The following is a 15457-nucleotide window of genomic DNA, read 5'->3' on the forward strand; positions in this document are numbered from 1 at the left end:
CGCCTTGCCTCTCATACCGGATTGGCGGCGCTTGCGGGCGATCTGGGGCTGACTGCGGCGCAGCTGGCGCTGGCTTGGGTGCTGAACCGTCCGGGGACCATCGCCATTCCAAAAGCCGGCAGCCGCGCGCATGTGCTTGCCAATCATGTTGCGGCCCAAGTTGATCTGGTCACCCATGAGGATGTCTTGCTGCAACTTGACCGGATCTTTCCTGCGCCTGATCGGGCGCGGCCGCTGGAAATGATCTAGCCCATCAGACTGAACCCATCACACTGCGCCCGGCTTGCCGCGCGCCCGATTTTCTCAAGGACGACATGCTCAAACAGATTTCTTCGTTGATTTCACCCGATCTTTTGCATGTCCTTGCCATGATGGGGCATGGTGATGAATTGGCGATCGTTGATACGAACTTCCCAGCCCATTCCGTCGCGCAGCATACGGTTTACGGGCAGGTTTTGACCATCGGCTCGGATCTGACGCAGGCGGTCCGCGCGGTCCTGACGCTTTTGCCGCTAGACAGCTTCGTACCTCAGGCGGGCCTCAGCATGCAGGTGGTGGACCAGCCCGATGCCATTCCCCAGACCGTGGCGGAAATCACCCCGCTGATCACTGCCGAAGGGGTGGGTATGGGCTCGCTAGAGCGCTTTGATTTTTACGCCCGTGCGCGTGATGCCTTTGCCATCCTGCAGACCCAAGAGACGCGGATTTATGGCAATGTCATTCTGAAGAAGGGCATTATTGCAGGCTAATGCCCGCAGATTTTGACCGCGCGCAGTGGCTGACGTGCAAGCTATGCGTCAGCCCACAGCCAGTTCGGCGGCCAGGGCGCGCAATTTGCGCATGCAGGGCGTGACCCCATCATCGGCGCCCCCATCTGGATGGGCGATATAGGCGCAGGTGATGACGGCGATTGCTTCGTTGGTATGGCTCAGTACCGGGACCGAGATATCCTGAACGCCCACCAGTTGGCGCGAGGCATCGATGCGGTGCCCTTGCGCGCGGATCTGTGCAAGCTCGGGGCCAAGCGCATGCAGCCGCGCATCGCAAGACGAATCGTTCCACAGGGCACGGATGGCGGACAGGGATTCATCGTCGCGAAAGGCCAGCAAGGTGATCCCCGAGCCGGTATCAAGCAAATCAAGCCTAGCACCGACGCGGACACGAAACTCCCAAGTGGTGCCCGGACTGGACTGGGCAGCGACGACCGCGCCCCCGTGATCGGGCATGACCAAATGCAGCGATTGCCGGGTTTCAAGCGCGAATCGATCCATCAGCGGCAGCGCCTGCTGAACCAGACGGCGCATCGGCGGATGGGCATTTGCCAGCACAAACAACTTGAGCGACAACATATAGCGGTCTCCCGATGCCAGCCTTACAACATATCCACGCGCGATCAGTCGTTCGAGCATACGGTAAATCTCGGACGGGCTGCGACCCATATCGCGCTGGATTTCGGCTCGGGTCAGGCCGTCGGGCTGGCGGGCCAGCAGTTCGATGATGTCCAGTCCCTTATCCAATGCGGGCGCGCGATAGCGCTCGGATGCGGATTCGGCATCGGATATCGGCGCCGGGGGGCGGTCTTTGACAGATTTGGTGGTCTGATCCTTGGCTTTCATCACGGCGAAAACTTTTCTTGCCAGACAAATTCATATGTGAATAGACTGTCCATATATGAACCGCACGTCAAGGGAGGGACAGATGGCTCAGACGGGAAGGCTCGCCGGAAAACGGATTTTGATCACTGCTGCAGGGCAGGGGATTGGTCGAGCCGCAGCCATCGCTTGTGCCGCCGAAGGTGCGCAGGTTATCGCCACTGATGTGAATCCCAGCCTGCTTGAGGGGCTTGAGGGCATGGAAACCCGTGTCTTTGACGTCACCAGCACCGAGGCGATCGAGAAGCTGGCCGCCGAAGTGGGCGCGCTGGATGGGTTGTTCAACTGTGCAGGCGTGGTCCACAACGGCACGGTTCTGGATATTGCCGATAAGGATTGGGACTTTGCCTTTGACCTGAACGTCAAGGCAATGATGCGCACGATCCGCGCGCTTTTGCCGGCAATGCTTGCCAAGGCGGGCGATGGCGGCACGGTATCGATCGTGAACATGGCCTCGATGGCCTCGTCGATCAAAGGCTTTGCCAACCGCACGGCTTATGGCGCAAGCAAAGCAGCGGTGATCGGTCTGACCAAGGCGATCGCGGCGGATTTCGTGAAGCAAGGCCTGCGCTGCAACGCGCTTTGCCCCGGCACGGTCGATACGCCCAGCCTTCGCGGCCGCATCGCATCTTCGCCCGATCCGGTTCAGGCCGAAAAGGACTTTATCGCGCGCCAACCCATGGGTCGTCTGGCTACGGTCGACGATATTGCCCCGATGGTGGTTTATCTGCTGTCTGACGAAAGCCGATTTATCTCGGGGCAGGCGCTGTCGGTGGACGGAGGCGTGACCATCTAGGCCGGACCACTGACGCGATACAGGCTGCACGCGGATCGGGAGGGCCGCAGACATGACCGAGATCGACGCGCATTGCCATTTCTGGAGCCTCGCCCGAGGCGATTACGGCTGGCTTGAGGGCGAAGGTGGCCCTCTTGCGCCGATCCGGCGCGACTTTAGCCCCGACGATATGCCCGGAACCGCGCCCGTCATCGCGGTTCAGGCCGCCCCCACCACCGCCGAGACGGACTTTCTGCTATCCCTGAACCATCCGCGTTTGGCCGGTGTCGTGGGCTGGGTGGATCTAAGCTCTGATTGTGTAAGCGGGCATATTGCCGATCGTGCAGACAATCCGCGCTTTCGCGGCATTCGCCCGATGCTGCAAGATATCCCCCAGACCGATTGGCTGCTGACTGCGCCCCGCGCCGATGCCTTGGCCACGCTGTCGCGCATGAACCTGACCTTTGACGCCTTGGTCACGCCCCGCCATCTGGATGTTCTGGCACAATTCGCCGCGGCCAATCCTGACCTTGCCATTGTCATCGACCATGCTGCCAAGCCGCGGCTTGCCCTGGGGCAGACCGATGAAGAGTGGCGTGCGGGCATGGCGCGATTGGCAGATGATCCGCGCATTCACTGCAAATTGTCGGGACTTTTGACCGAACTTTCGCCGCAGCAATTGGCCGATCCCTTGGCTGTCCTGCGCCCGGTCGTGGCGCAGCTTTTGGATTGGTTCGGCCCCTCTCGGCTGATCTGGGGCAGCGATTGGCCCGTCCTGAATCTGGCCAGCGACTATGATCATTGGCGGTCTTTGACCCAGGCGCTTTTGGCGGATCTGTCTCAGGACGAGCGTGATGACATCATGAGCGGCTCGGCCGCTCGGTTCTACGGGGTTGCGATATGAGCGAACTTGTCCGCATGAGTGCCATCACCAAGACTTTTCCCGGTGTCAAAGCACTAGATGCGGTCAATTTTGATCTGCGCAGCGGCGAAGTTCACGCGCTGATGGGCGAAAACGGCGCAGGGAAATCCACGCTGATGAAAATCCTCTCGGGGGTCTATACCCCTGACGGCGGGCAAATTCAGGTGAATGGCGCGGCGGCGACCATCGACGGGCCACGGGCCGCGCAGGCTTTGGGCATCGGGATCATTCATCAGGAATTGGCGCTGATGAATGATCTGACCGCAGCACAAAATATTCTGATTGGCCAAGAGCCGCGCCAATCTTTTGGCCGTATCGATGAAAAGGCGCTGAACCAGCGCGCGGCGCAACTGTTCGCGCGCATGAATATCGACATCGATCCCAAGGCACGGGTTGGCGGGCTGACGATTGCGCGCCAGCAGATGATCGAGATCGCCAAGGCGCTGAACCTGAATTCCCGCATTCTGATCATGGACGAGCCGACGGCAGCGCTGAACGATGCAGAGATTGCCGAGCTGTTCACCATCATTCGCCAATTGCGCGCCGAAGGTGTGGGCATCGTCTACATCAGTCACAAAATGGATGAGATCAAACAGATCTCGGATCGGGTGACGGTGATGCGCGATGGCAAATATGTCGGCACGGTTCAGGCGGCAGATACGCCGATTTCGACGATCATCTCGATGATGGTTGGGCGCGAGCTGGGCAACGAAATCGCACAATTCCCTGATACGTCAGGCAATAATATCATGCTTTCCGTGCGCGGGCTTACCCGTGGGCGCGACATTCGCGACGTGTCATTTGATCTGCGCGCGGGCGAGATTCTGGGCTTTGCCGGCCTGATGGGCGCGGGCCGAACCGAAGTGGCGCGCGCTATTTTTGGCGCGGACCGCCTAGAGGCCGGGCAGATTCTGGTCAAGGGCCAGCCCGTCAATATCCGCTCTCCTCGCGATGCGGTGCGGGCGGGTATCGGCTACCTGTCCGAGGACCGCAAGCATTTCGGATTGGCCCTGCCGATGGATGTGCGCGCCAATATCGCCATGGCCAGCCTGCCCGGATATTCCGACCGGATGGGGCGCATCGAAGAGCGCAAACTGGCCGATATTGCCAAGGATTTCATCAAGCGCCTTGGCATTCGAACCCCAAGTGACCGCCAAGAGGTGCGGTTGCTGTCCGGGGGCAATCAGCAAAAAGTGGTCATTGCGAAATGGCTGCTGCGCGACTGCGATATTCTGATCTTCGATGAGCCGACCCGAGGCATCGATATCGGTGCGAAATCAGAGATCTATGCTTTGCTGAACGGGCTGGCGGCACAGGGCAAGGCGATCATCGTGATCTCTAGCGAATTGCCCGAGGTTTTGCGCCTGTCGCACCGCATCGCCGTGATGTGCGAGGGCCGCCTGACGGGCTTTCTGCCCGCCCATTCCTCGCAAGAGGCCATCATGGAACTTGCGACCCGCCGCGACAGCATGACCACAGAGGATGCCGCATGAGTACACAACCCTCTTTTCTGAAAGGCGGCGCTCAGCAAAAGCTTTTGGCCTTTGCCAGTCTGATCGTTTTGCTGATCGTGTTCAGCATTGCCTCGCCGCAGTTCTTGCAGGTGACAAATATCATGTCGATCCTGCAGGCGACTTCGGTGAACGGGGTGCTGGCGGTTGCGGCGACATTGGTGATCATCACCGGCGGCATCGATTTGTCGGTCGGCACGCTGATGACCTTTTGTGCGGTGATGACCGGCGTGGTGCTGACCTGGCTTGGGATGCCCTTGCCGTTTGGCGTTTTGGCCGCGATTGCGACAGGGGCCTTTTGCGGGCTCTGCTCGGGGACCTTTGTCGCCAAGATGAAGATCCCGCCCTTTATCGCAACATTGGGCATGATGCTGATCCTGAAAGGTCTGTCGCTGGTCATTTCAGGGACCAAGCCGATCTATTTCAATGACACGCCCGGCTTTACGCAAATCTCGCAGGGCTCGTTGATCGGTTGGATCATTCCCGGATTGCCCGTGCCCAACGGCGTGCTGATCCTGTTCGTGGTGGCGGCGCTTGCCGCATGGATCTTGTCGCGCACGCTTTTGGGTCGCTACGCCTTTGCCCTTGGCTCGAACGAAGAGGCGGTGCGGCTGTCGGGTGTGAATACCGATGCGTGGAAGATGGCGATCTATGCATTGGCGGGCGCGATCTGCGGCATTGCAGGACTGCTGATCGCCAGTCGTCTGAACTCGGCCCAGCCCGCCTTGGGGCAGGGATACGAGCTGGATGCGATTGCCGCCGTTGTCATCGGTGGAACCTCGCTTGCGGGCGGGCGCGGCACGATTTTGGGCACGCTGATCGGTGCGCTGATCATGTCGGTTCTGACCAACGGTCTGCGCATCCTGTCGGTCGCGCCTGAATGGCAGACCATTGTGACGGGCGCGATCATCATTATCGCCGTTTACGCAGATCAACTGCGGCGCGGCAAAATCAAGTGAACCAGCTAGGGAGGCAATGATGTTCACAAGGCGTATACTGATGGGGGCCGCTGCGGCTTTGATGCTGTCGACAGGCTTTGGTGCGGCACAGGACAAGCCCTATGTCGCGTTGATCTCGAAGGGCTTTCAGCATCAGTTCTGGCAGGCCGTGAAGGCCGGGGCCGACAAAGCTGGTGCGGAATTCGGGGCGACCGTCACTTTTGAGGGGCCGGATAACGAAACTCAGGTCGATCGCCAGATCGATATGCTGGCGGCCGCGCTGGCCAAAAAGCCCACCGCCATCGGCTTTGCCGCGCTGGACAGTCAGGCCGCGATTCCGCTGCTGAAACAGGCGCAAGCGGCCAATATTCCGGTCGTGGCCTTCGACTCGGGTGTGGATAGCGACATTCCCGTTGCGACCGCTTCGACCGATAACCTTGCCGCATCGGCCCTGGCCGCTGACAAGATGGCCGAGCTGATCGGCGGCTCGGGCAAGGTCGCGCTGGTGGTTCACGACCAGACCTCGCGTACCGGCATCGACCGCCGCGACGGTTTCCTGAACCAGATGAAGGAAAAGCACCCCGAAATCGAGATTGTCGCCACCGAATACGGTGATGGTGACCAGCTGAAATCGACCGAGATCACCAAGGCAATCTTGCAGGCGAACCCCGATCTCAAAGGGATTTTCGGCGCCAACGAAGGCTCGGCCATTGGTGTCGTCAACGGCGTGCGCGAGATGGGCTCGAAGGTCGTGATCGTCGGCTACGATTCGGGCGCGGCGCAGAAACAGGCGATTCGCGACGGGCTGATGGCGGGGGCGATTACGCAAAACCCGGTCGGCATCGGCTATGAAACCGTCAAGGCCGCTTTGGCCGCGGCCAAAGGCGAGACGGTCGAGAAGAACATCGATACCGGCTTCTTCTGGTACGACAAAACCAACATCGACAGCCCGGAAATCGCGGCTGTTCTTTACGATTGATCCAATCGGGGCCGGAGCGTGTCACGCTCTGGCCCGCTTTTCCTGCGGAGCCCCCCATGACCACCCGTATTACCGGCCTGCGCACTGTCGATGTGCGTTTCCCGACCTCGAAGGCGCTTGATGGTTCGGATGCGATGAACCCAGACCCCGATTATTCGGCGGCCTATGTCATCCTTGAAACCGATGGCCCGCATGAAGGCCATGGCCTGACCTTTACCATCGGCCGCGGCAATGAAATCTGCATCACCGCGATCGAGGCCTTGCGCCCGCTGGTCGTCGGGCTGGATATGGCGTGGGTTGCCGAGGATATGGGGCGGTTTTGGCACTATATCACCGGCGACAGCCAATTGCGCTGGATCGGCCCCGATAAGGGCGCGATCCATCTGGCGACGGGCGCGGTCGTCAATGCGGTCTGGGATCTTTACGCCAAAATCGCGGGCAAGCCGGTGTGGCAATTGGTGGCGGATATGTCACCCGAGGAATTGGTGCGATGCATCGATTTCCGTTACATCACTGATTGCATCACGCCCGAATGGGCGCTGGAATTCCTGACCCAACAGGCCAAGGGCAAGGCAGATCGCATCGCGACACTGAAACGCGAGGGCTATCCCTGCTATACGACCTCGGCGGGTTGGTTGGGTTACGACGATGCCAAATTGCGCCGCTTGTGCCGCGAGGCGGTTGATGCTGGCTTTAACCATATCAAAATGAAGGTCGGCCGCGATCTGGATGATGACATCCGCCGCCTGACGATTGCGCGCGACGAAGTTGGCCCCGACGTCAATCTGATGATCGATGCCAATCAGGTCTGGGAGGTGGATCAGGCCATCGACTGGGTCAAGAAGCTGGCCTTTGCCAAGCCGTGGTTCATCGAAGAGCCCACCTCGCCCGACGATATTGCGGGGCATCGCAAGATCCGCGAGGGGGTGGCGCCTATTCAGGTTGCGACCGGCGAGATGTGCCAGAACCGCATCATGTTCAAGCAGTTCATCATGGAGGGCGCGATTGATGTCGTTCAGATCGACAGCTGCCGTCTGGGTGGTGTGAACGAAATTCTGGCCGTGATGCTTATGGCTGCCAAATACGGTCTTAAGGTTTGCCCTCATGCGGGTGGCGTGGGGCTGTGCGAATATGTCCAACATCTGAGCATGATCGATTACATCTGCATCGCGGGGACGCGCGAGGGTCGGGTCATCGAATTCGTCGACCATCTGCACGAGCATTTTCTGCATCCCTGCGTGATCGAGAATGCGGCTTATATGCCGCCATCAGCCCCCGGCTTCTCGATCCAGATGAAGCCGGAAAGCCTTGAAACCTATCGTTTTCGGGGCAAGTGATGGATCTGCATCTGACGGATAAGGTGATCGTGGTCACGGGCGGCGGCTCGGGGATCGGGGCAGGGATCGTCGAGGTTCTGGCCGAAGAGGGGGCGGTGCCCGTGATCTTTGGCCGCACGCCGCCGGATGCTGAATGGCTGGCACGAACGGGGGCAGATTTCATTCAGGTCGAGCTGAGCAATGACGAGGCCTGCCGCCGCGCCGTCGCCACAGTCCGCGACCGCCATATCGCGGTGCATGGCCTGGTCAACAATGCCGGGGCGAATGACGGAGTTGGCCTGGATGCGGGGCCGGATGCGTTTCGCGCCAGCCTGAACCAGAATCTGGTTCATTATTACACGATGGTGCATCTGCTGGCCGATGATCTGCGCGCAAGCAAGGGCGCGATTGTCAATATCAGCTCGAAAACCGCGGTCACGGGGCAGGGCGGCACCTCGGCCTATGTCGCGGCCAAGGCGGCCGAACTGGGTTTGACGCGGGAATGGGCGGTCGAGTTCCTGCCCGATGGCGTGCGGGTCAATGCCATCGTCGTGGCCGAGGTGATGACGCCGCTTTATCGCCGCTGGCTGAATACGATGCCCGATCCCGCAGGCGCCCTGGCCGAGATCACGCGCCGTATTCCGATGGGCCAGCGCATGACCACCGCGCGAGAGATCGCCGACAGCTGCGCCTTTTTGTTGTCGGATCGTGCCAGCCACACCACCGGTCAGTGGATTTTCCCCGATGGCGGCTACACCCATCTGGACCGCTCGATCGGGCGGTAAGGCGCCAGACCGGAACAAGTCTCAAGTCGCTATGGGGCGTGGATCAGTTACGCGCTAATCCCCGCCCCCTTAGCGCTGATCTTGCGCCTGAAAACCTGAATAATCCGCATCCATGGGCGCTAAGCCCGTGGCCCCTTGGTCAAAGGGCTGGGGCGTGTTTTGGGCCTTGCGAATGATCTCATAGACCGAGCGGGCCTTTTCGATCCTGCGAAATTGCGGCGCCGAGCTGACATCCAAGGGAAAATTCGGGCGAAGGTTGTCGCCAAGCGGATAGGTAAAGCTGATCGTGCCGGAACCGTCTAGGCTTTCGTCCAGGATCAAAGCCGGAAGATTGCCGATATCAAGGCTTTTCACCGATTGCCCCATTCCTGTCGCGATCAGGATGCGCTGATTGGTGACGCCATAGCGCGTGCGCTTGCGCCGGTACCCGTCGACAAGAAACCTGCCGATGGTGATATAGGCGCCGACCAAAAGAAACGGCAGCCCAAAGGCCCGAAAGTAAACAGGCGCATCCGTGGCCCAGACGCCGACATTCCAGAAAACCGCAAAACCTGCCCATAACAGCGAAAAGGGGACAAGCAGGGCATCGCTTTTATTCAAGAGAATGCCGCTCGGTGGTTGCCCCTGCCACAGAAGCTTTTCACCTTTGCCTAGGACGGATTGAAAGCTGAACATCGCTCTCCGGTAGTTGAAAAAAACAAGGGCACGGCCCTTTTCAGGGGCATGCCATGGGCTTTGACCGCGGGGTCAGGCGACGGTAATTCCGGCTGTGCCCTCGCGCGCCTCGCCGATAATGGCGGCCAAAGGATAGCCCGCCTGACGGATCATCGACAGCGTTTGCGCGGCGGCATCGGCGGCGACAGACACCAAAAGCCCGCCCGAGGTTTGCGGATCGGTCAAAAGGTTTCGCTGCCACAGGGGCAGATCCGCAGGCAGGGTGACCTCATGGCCATAGGCTGCCCAGTTGCGGGTCGAGGCGCCGGTCAAAAGCCCGCTTTCCGCCAAGGCAGAGGCCTGAGCCAAAAGCGGCAGATCGGCCAGTTTCAGGTCAAGATGCAGCCCCGCGCCGCGTGCCAGCTCTAGCCCGTGACCAAGAATGCCAAATCCTGTCACATCGGTGATGGCGTGAACATCGGGGTTTTGGGCCAGCTCGGTGCCAACCTTGTTCAGCAGCGTGGTGGTGGCGACCATTTCTTTTTGCCCGGCCTCATCCAAAACGCCTTTTTTGATCGCGGCGGAATAGATGCCCACACCAAGCCCCTTGGTCAGGATCAGCTTGTCGCCCGCTTTCGCGCTGGCGTTGCGCCGCAGCTGCGAGGGGTGGCACAATCCGATCACGGCAAGGCCATAGATCGGTTCGGGCGCGTCAATCGAGTGACCGCCTGCAACGGGAATGCCCGCTTCGGCGCAAATCTCGCGGCCTCCGGCCAAAATCTGACGAATATCGGCGGGGTCCATCTTGTCGATGGGCATGCCCAGAATGGCCAGTGCCATGATCGGTCGCCCGCCCATGGCATAGACATCCGAAATCGCATTGGTCGCGGCAATACGGCCAAAATCGCGCGGATCATCGACCATCGGCATGAAAAAATCGGTGGTCGCGATCACGCAGGTGTTGTCGTCGATCTGCCATACCGCCGCATCATCTGCGGTTTCGGTCCCCACCAGAAGTTGCGGGAACATCTGCGCAATCGGCTGATCAGAAAGCAAATCGCGCAGAACCGAAGGGGCCAGTTTGCAGCCGCATCCGCCGCCATGCGCCAGAGAGGTCAGTCGGGGGGAAACGTCGGTCATGCAATCGGATCCTTGTCTTTGCGCCGCGTCGTCAGGCGGCGGATAACGACATAAAAGCCCGGAACCATGAAAATGCCAAGGAAGGTTGCGGCGATCATCCCGCCCATGACCCCGATTCCGATCGAATTTTGCGCAGCCGCCCCCGCTCCGGTTGCGATGGCCAGCGGCAAGACGCCCAGAATGAATGCAAGCGAGGTCATCAGGATTGGGCGCAGACGCAGTTTCGCGGATTCGATGGCCGCTTCGACCGTGGATTTGCCCTTATCCTCAAGTTCGCGCGCGAATTCGACGATGAGAATGGCGTTTTTCGCGGCCAAGCCGATTGTCGTCAGGATGCCCACCTTGAAATAGACGTCATTGGCCTGCCCAAAGGCCAGCGCCGCGACCACCGCGCCCAATACGCCGACGGGCACGGCCAGCATCACGGAGAAGGGGATTGACCAGCTTTCGTAAAGTGCGGCCAAGGACAGGAACACGACCAGCACCGACAAGGCGTAAAGGAAGGGGGCCTGATTGCCAGACTGGCGCTCTTGATAAGATAGTCCGGTCCAGGCAGAGCCATATCCCCCCGGGATCTGCTGGACCAGTTCCTCCATCGCGGCCATGGCCGTCCCCGAGCTGGCGCTGTCGCTTTCCTGACCTGAAATCTCGATCGCATTGACGCCGTCAAAGCGGGCAAGGCTGGGCTCGACTGGCTCCCAACGGGTGGACATGAAGGCGGTAAAGGGCACCATCTCGCCGCCCGAATTGCGCGCATACCATTTTTCGACATCTTCGGGCTGCATGCGGTTTTGCGCGCCGCCTTGCACGATGACGGGGCGCAGCTGGGCGCCAAGGGCAAAGTCATTGACCTCGGTTCCCGCAAAAATCGTCGAAAGCATCGAGTTCACCTCGGACACTTTCAGCCCAAAGCTTTCGGCCTTTTGCTGATCGATATCGATGCGCAAGGCCGCCTCGTCATCGGTGCCGCGGCCCTCGACGTTTTGCAGGCGGCTGTCGGCGGCGGCCAGTTCCTCAAGCGCGTCCGAGGCTTGGCCCAGTGCATCCGAGCCCGAGCTGGACTGGTCAAGCAGATACATGCTGAACCCCGAGGAGTTTCCCAGTCCTGGAATGGCGGGCGGCTGCATAAAGGTGATGCGCCCGGCGCGATGAGAGCCGAATTTCGCATTCGCGCGCGCGGCCAGCGCCTTGGCAGATTGCGCAGAAGTATTGCGCTGATCGAAATCCTTGAGCTTGATGAAAAGCATCGCACGCGCCTGCGAGGTGCCCGAAAACCCGAAACCCAGCGCCGTAAAGACCGATTCCACCGTGTCTTTTTCATCGTTGAGCAAAAAGTTCTCGATCTCTTCGACCACGGCCGAAGTCTGTTGCGAGGTCGTGCCCTCGGACAGGCTGATCTGGGCCTGAAGCACGCCCTGATCCTCGGTCGGAATAAAGGTCGAGGTCATGCGCCCGAAAAGATCGGTGACGCCAAAGCCGATCAATGCCAGCACCACCATGACCAGCATCGGGCGGCGCAGGGTGCGCCGAACGGTGGCGCTATAGCCATTGGTCAGCCGATCAAAGCCCGCGTTGAACCAGCGTGCCGGGGCAAAGCGGGTCGGGCCGTGGTTGGGCTTTAGCATGCTGGCGCACATCGCGGGTGTCAGGATCAGCGCGACAAACAGCGACAGCACCATGGCGGTGATGATCGTCACCGAGAACTGGCGATAAACCACGCCCGTCGATCCCGCCATGAAACCCATTGGCAAGAAGACCGCAGACAGCACCAGCGCGATCCCCACCAGCGCCCCCGAGATCTGGCTCATGCTTTTCTCGGTGGCCTCGACCGGGTCGGATTTGTCTTCCTCCATGACGCGCTCGACGTTTTCGACAACGACGATGGCGTCATCGACCAACAGGCCAATTGCCAACACCATCGCAAACATCGTCAGCGTGTTGATGGAATAGCCAAGCGCGGCCAGCATGCCAAAGGTGCCTAGCAAAACCACGGGCACAGCAATGATCGGGATCAGCGTGGCGCGCCAGTTTTGCAGGAAAATCAGGATGACCAGAAAGACCAGAACGATGGCCTCGATCAGCGTGTGATAGACCTTTTCGATCGACAGTTCGACAAAGGGGGCGGTGTCATAGGCGGTACGGACCTCTACGCCTTCGGGAAGCGCGCTTTTCAGGTTCTCAAGCGCAGCCTTGACGCCTGCGGCCGTTTCCACCGCATTCGCCCCTGTCGCAAGGTTCACCCCGAACCCCGAGGCGTTCATGCGGTCAAAGCGTGAATCCGAGCCATAACGCTCTTGTCCGATTTCGATTTCCGCGACATCTCCCAACCGCACGCTGGCCCCGTCCGAGCCCGTTCGCAGCAAGATATTGCGAAAGTCATCCGCCGAGGTCAGCTGGCTTTGCGCGGTGATCGTGGCGGTGAACTGCTGACCCGTCACGACGGGCTGGGTGCCAAGGCTGCCCACGGATACGGTCATGTTCTGGGCCGCCACCGCCGAGGTGATATCGGCGGGTGTCAGTTGAAACTGCGCCAGTTTCAGCGGGTCCAGCCAGACACGCATGGCATAGCCCGACCCAAAGATGTTCACGCCCCCGACGCCTTCGACACGTTTGACCGGGCCTTCGACGACCTCTTCCAAAAGGTTGCCCAATTCGATGCGGCTGTGTTTGTTCCCGGTCGAGACCAGCGCCCCCACCATCAGGATAGACGAGGTTGATCGTGATACGGATACGCCCGAGGTCTGCACTGGCGTGGGCAGCCTGCTTTCGACCGAGCGGACCTTGGATTGCACCTCATTCAATGCGTCAACCGGATCGACGCTGTCGTCGAATGTCAGGGTAATCGTTGCACGCCCCGTCGAGGATGAGGACACCGTATAAAGCAGCCCGTCCAGCCCTGTCAGCGCATCCTCGATCGGGGTGGTGACCGAGTTCTGGACTGCCGCGGCGGTTGCGCCCGAATAGCTGGCTGAAATCCGGACTGTCGTTGGTGCGATGTCGGGATATTGCGACACGGGCAGCGAGAAGATCGAGAAGGCGCCCGCCAGCATGGTGACGATTGCCAAGACCCAGGCAAAGACCGGCCGGTGGATAAAGAAATGTGCCATGCCTGATTAGTCCGCCTTGTTCGCTTGACCCGACCGGCTGGCTTGATCTGTTGCATTGACTTGATCTGCCGGGGCGGCAGGCGCATCAGCGGCAGTCTGGGAGGTTGTCTCGCCGGATGGCGTCTGGGGGGCTGCGGGCGCGTCAGGGGTGGTTGCTGCCCCGGCCGCCTCACTTGCGTTTGGCGCGTTGCCCTGTATGGGCTCTGCGCTTGCCTCGTCCGTGGCCTTGCCTGTCACCTCAACAGCTGTTGTGCTGGTGGTCGGGTCGGTGCTGTCGCGGACCACGCCATTGGCATCGATGGTGACTGGAACAGGCTTGACCTCGGCGCCCACGCGCAGGTTCTCAAGCCCGTCAAGAATGACTTGCTCGCCCTCGCTGATGCCTTGGGTCACGATCCATGAGTTCTTATACGAGCCGCTTTCGGTCAGTGTGACCTGTTGGGCCAAGCCATCGCGGGCGACAAAGGCCGTCAGCGTCCCATCCGAGGCACGTCGCGTCGCGCGCTGGGGGATCAGCACGGCACGGGTTGTGCCAAGCGTCATCTGCACGCGCAGGAACTGGCCGGGCAGGATCAGCGCATCGGGGTTATCGAATTGCAGCCGGATCGGCACGGTTCCGGTGGTCGGGGAGACGGTAATCCCTGGGCTGACCAGGCGGCCCTTGCCGGAATAGGTCTCGCCGGTTTCCAGCACCAGCGTCGTGGCGGCATCGCCATTCGAGGACAGGCTACCAGCCTGCATGCGCTCGCGGTTGCGCAGAATGCGGGCGCTGGATTCGCTGACATCCACATAGACCGGATTAAGCTGGGTGATCGTGGTCAGCGCATCTGCCTGATTGGCCGTCACCAGATCGCCTACAGATACCGCCGCCACATCGGGCACGCCATCGATGGGGCTGATGATCGTGGTCCGGCGCAACGAGAGCTGTGCAGTATCGCGCGCGGCTTCGGCGGATTTGACATTGGCTTTGGCCTGGGCCAGCGCAACTTCGGCATTGGACAGATCAACCGAGCTGACGCTTGAGCGTTCTAGCTTGCGGTATCGCGCCACGGTTGCCTCGGCCGAGGTCAGGCTGGCCTGCGCGCCCGCCACGCTTGCCTCGGCGGCGGCAAGGGCCGCTGCCAAAGTTTCCGGGTCAAGGCGGAACAATGTATCCCCGATTTTGACGGGTTGTCCCGGCTCATAAACGATTTCGCGCACCTCGCCGCCGACCTGCGGGCGAATTGCTGTTTCCTGATAGGCCACCGCGCGACCGGGCAGGGTCACGACATAGGGAACGCTTTCTTCAGCGACGGCCATGACGCCAACGTCACGCGGGCCCTGCGGCCCTCTTTTGCCTGCGCCCCCTGGTGCGCCTTGACCAAAGATGGGCGTGGCAATTAGCAGGGAAATCATCGCGGCGGCCAAAGGCCACCGACTTGTCTTGCAGCAGAGCATGCGGCGTCGTTCCTCGTCTCAGCGGGTGCGTAGTCCGTTTGAACCTTCTACGGGCATACCCAATGGCAAGTAAACGAGGATGACTACTGCGCTCACAGTTGCGAGAGCAGGCGAAAGGGCGCTGGGCATTTGGCCTGTCGCGGTCGGGCTGGTGGCTAGTGGCGCTGCTGGTTGCTGGCGGCCGCGCGGGGGGGGCGGGGGCCGGGTCATAGTCTTGGCGTGGACGATCCGGGTTGGGCGT

General features: G+C 60.6%; 13 protein-coding genes and 1 pseudogene. 9 read left to right on the forward strand and 5 right to left on the reverse strand.

Annotated features, from left to right (window positions below; genetic code table 11):
- Positions 1-249 (forward strand): annotated as a pseudogene (locus RTS12_RS15865) (hypothetical protein); the annotation flags it as partial.
- Between the two features lie 65 nt (positions 250-314).
- A complete protein-coding gene (locus RTS12_RS15870) occupies positions 315-749 on the forward strand; it encodes an RbsD/FucU domain-containing protein (protein ID WP_312530246.1) in 435 nt (144 codons plus the stop codon).
- A 48-nt stretch (positions 750-797) separates the two neighbouring features.
- Here the strand turns inward: RTS12_RS15870 and RTS12_RS15875 are convergent, their stop codons facing one another.
- Positions 798-1616 (reverse strand): IclR family transcriptional regulator, encoded by an 819-nt coding sequence (locus RTS12_RS15875; protein WP_312530264.1) that lies wholly within the window; start codon positions 1614-1616, stop codon positions 798-800.
- An 82-nt stretch (positions 1617-1698) separates the two neighbouring features.
- Here RTS12_RS15875 and RTS12_RS15880 point away from each other — a divergent pair, with 82 nt between their 5' ends.
- From RTS12_RS15880 to RTS12_RS15910, 7 genes are read left to right on the forward strand one after another with little or no spacing between them, the layout of a single operon-like run.
- On the forward strand, positions 1699-2448 hold the full coding sequence (locus RTS12_RS15880) for an SDR family oxidoreductase (protein ID WP_312530248.1): 750 nt from the start codon (positions 1699-1701) through the stop codon (positions 2446-2448).
- Positions 2449-2500: 52 nt separating this feature from the next.
- The gene (locus RTS12_RS15885) at positions 2501-3331 is read left to right on the forward strand and encodes an amidohydrolase family protein (protein WP_312530250.1); all 831 of its coding nucleotides are present in this window, start codon (positions 2501-2503) and stop codon (positions 3329-3331) included.
- A complete protein-coding gene (locus tag RTS12_RS15890) occupies positions 3328-4842 on the forward strand; it encodes a sugar ABC transporter ATP-binding protein (RefSeq protein WP_312530251.1) in 1515 nt (504 codons plus the stop codon). The genes RTS12_RS15885 and RTS12_RS15890 overlap by 4 nt, the downstream gene beginning before the upstream one ends.
- On the forward strand, positions 4839-5819 hold the full coding sequence (locus RTS12_RS15895; protein WP_312530252.1) for an ABC transporter permease: 981 nt from the start codon (positions 4839-4841) through the stop codon (positions 5817-5819). Before RTS12_RS15890 ends, RTS12_RS15895 begins: the two co-directional genes overlap by 4 nt.
- 19 nt (positions 5820-5838) lie before the next feature.
- On the forward strand, positions 5839-6777 hold the full coding sequence (locus tag RTS12_RS15900; RefSeq protein ID WP_312530253.1) for an ABC transporter substrate-binding protein: 939 nt from the start codon (positions 5839-5841) through the stop codon (positions 6775-6777).
- Positions 6778-6833: 56 nt separating this feature from the next.
- Complete coding sequence (locus RTS12_RS15905) at positions 6834-8114, forward strand: L-fuconate dehydratase (protein WP_312530254.1); 1281 nt, start codon at positions 6834-6836, stop codon at positions 8112-8114.
- Complete coding sequence (locus tag RTS12_RS15910; RefSeq protein WP_312530256.1) at positions 8114-8878, forward strand: SDR family oxidoreductase; 765 nt, start codon at positions 8114-8116, stop codon at positions 8876-8878. Before RTS12_RS15905 ends, RTS12_RS15910 begins: the two co-directional genes overlap by 1 nt.
- A gap of 69 nt (positions 8879-8947) precedes the next feature.
- Here the strand turns inward: RTS12_RS15910 and RTS12_RS15915 are convergent, their stop codons facing one another.
- From RTS12_RS15915 to RTS12_RS15930, 4 genes are all read right to left on the reverse strand, one after another.
- Entirely contained in the window at positions 8948-9478 is a 531-nt protein-coding gene (locus RTS12_RS15915) for a hypothetical protein (RefSeq protein WP_312530258.1), read from the reverse strand.
- A gap of 147 nt (positions 9479-9625) precedes the next feature.
- The gene (gene selD / locus RTS12_RS15920; protein WP_312530260.1) at positions 9626-10672 is read right to left on the reverse strand and encodes a selenide, water dikinase SelD; all 1047 of its coding nucleotides are present in this window, start codon (positions 10670-10672) and stop codon (positions 9626-9628) included.
- The gene (locus RTS12_RS15925; protein WP_312530261.1) at positions 10669-13779 is read right to left on the reverse strand and encodes an efflux RND transporter permease subunit; all 3111 of its coding nucleotides are present in this window, start codon (positions 13777-13779) and stop codon (positions 10669-10671) included. Before RTS12_RS15925 ends, selD begins: the two co-directional genes overlap by 4 nt.
- A gap of 6 nt (positions 13780-13785) precedes the next feature.
- Positions 13786-15078: an efflux RND transporter periplasmic adaptor subunit gene (locus tag RTS12_RS15930; RefSeq protein WP_312530262.1), complete on the reverse strand. Its 1293-nt coding sequence runs from the start codon at positions 15076-15078 to the stop codon at positions 13786-13788.
- Positions 15079-15457 lie beyond the last annotated feature (379 nt).

It is taken from the genome of Paracoccus sp. (in: a-proteobacteria), from assembly GCF_032007265.1.
GTDB lineage: Bacteria > Pseudomonadota > Alphaproteobacteria > Rhodobacterales > Rhodobacteraceae > Paracoccus.

What these genes read in the sequence shown, in the direction of transcription:
- RTS12_RS15875 (WP_312530264.1), bottom strand. Translation starts at nt 1,616, where the DNA reads ATGAAAGCCAAGGATCAGACCACCAAATCTGTCAAAGACCGCCCCCCG.
- RTS12_RS15905 (WP_312530254.1), top strand. Translation starts at nt 6,834, where the DNA reads ATGACCACCCGTATTACCGGCCTGCGCACTGTCGATGTGCGTTTCCCG.
- RTS12_RS15880 (WP_312530248.1), top strand. Translation starts at nt 1,699, where the DNA reads ATGGCTCAGACGGGAAGGCTCGCCGGAAAACGGATTTTGATCACTGCT.
- RTS12_RS15890 (WP_312530251.1), top strand. Translation starts at nt 3,328, where the DNA reads ATGAGCGAACTTGTCCGCATGAGTGCCATCACCAAGACTTTTCCCGGT.
- RTS12_RS15930 (WP_312530262.1), bottom strand. Translation starts at nt 15,078, where the DNA reads ATGGCCGTCGCTGAAGAAAGCGTTCCCTATGTCGTGACCCTGCCCGGT.
- RTS12_RS15925 (WP_312530261.1), bottom strand. Translation starts at nt 13,779, where the DNA reads ATGGCACATTTCTTTATCCACCGGCCGGTCTTTGCCTGGGTCTTGGCA.
- selD (WP_312530260.1), bottom strand. Translation starts at nt 10,672, where the DNA reads ATGACCGACGTTTCCCCCCGACTGACCTCTCTGGCGCATGGCGGCGGA.
- RTS12_RS15885 (WP_312530250.1), top strand. Translation starts at nt 2,501, where the DNA reads ATGACCGAGATCGACGCGCATTGCCATTTCTGGAGCCTCGCCCGAGGC.
- RTS12_RS15895 (WP_312530252.1), top strand. Translation starts at nt 4,839, where the DNA reads ATGAGTACACAACCCTCTTTTCTGAAAGGCGGCGCTCAGCAAAAGCTT.
- RTS12_RS15870 (WP_312530246.1), top strand. Translation starts at nt 315, where the DNA reads ATGCTCAAACAGATTTCTTCGTTGATTTCACCCGATCTTTTGCATGTC.
- RTS12_RS15900 (WP_312530253.1), top strand. Translation starts at nt 5,839, where the DNA reads ATGTTCACAAGGCGTATACTGATGGGGGCCGCTGCGGCTTTGATGCTG.
- RTS12_RS15910 (WP_312530256.1), top strand. Translation starts at nt 8,114, where the DNA reads ATGGATCTGCATCTGACGGATAAGGTGATCGTGGTCACGGGCGGCGGC.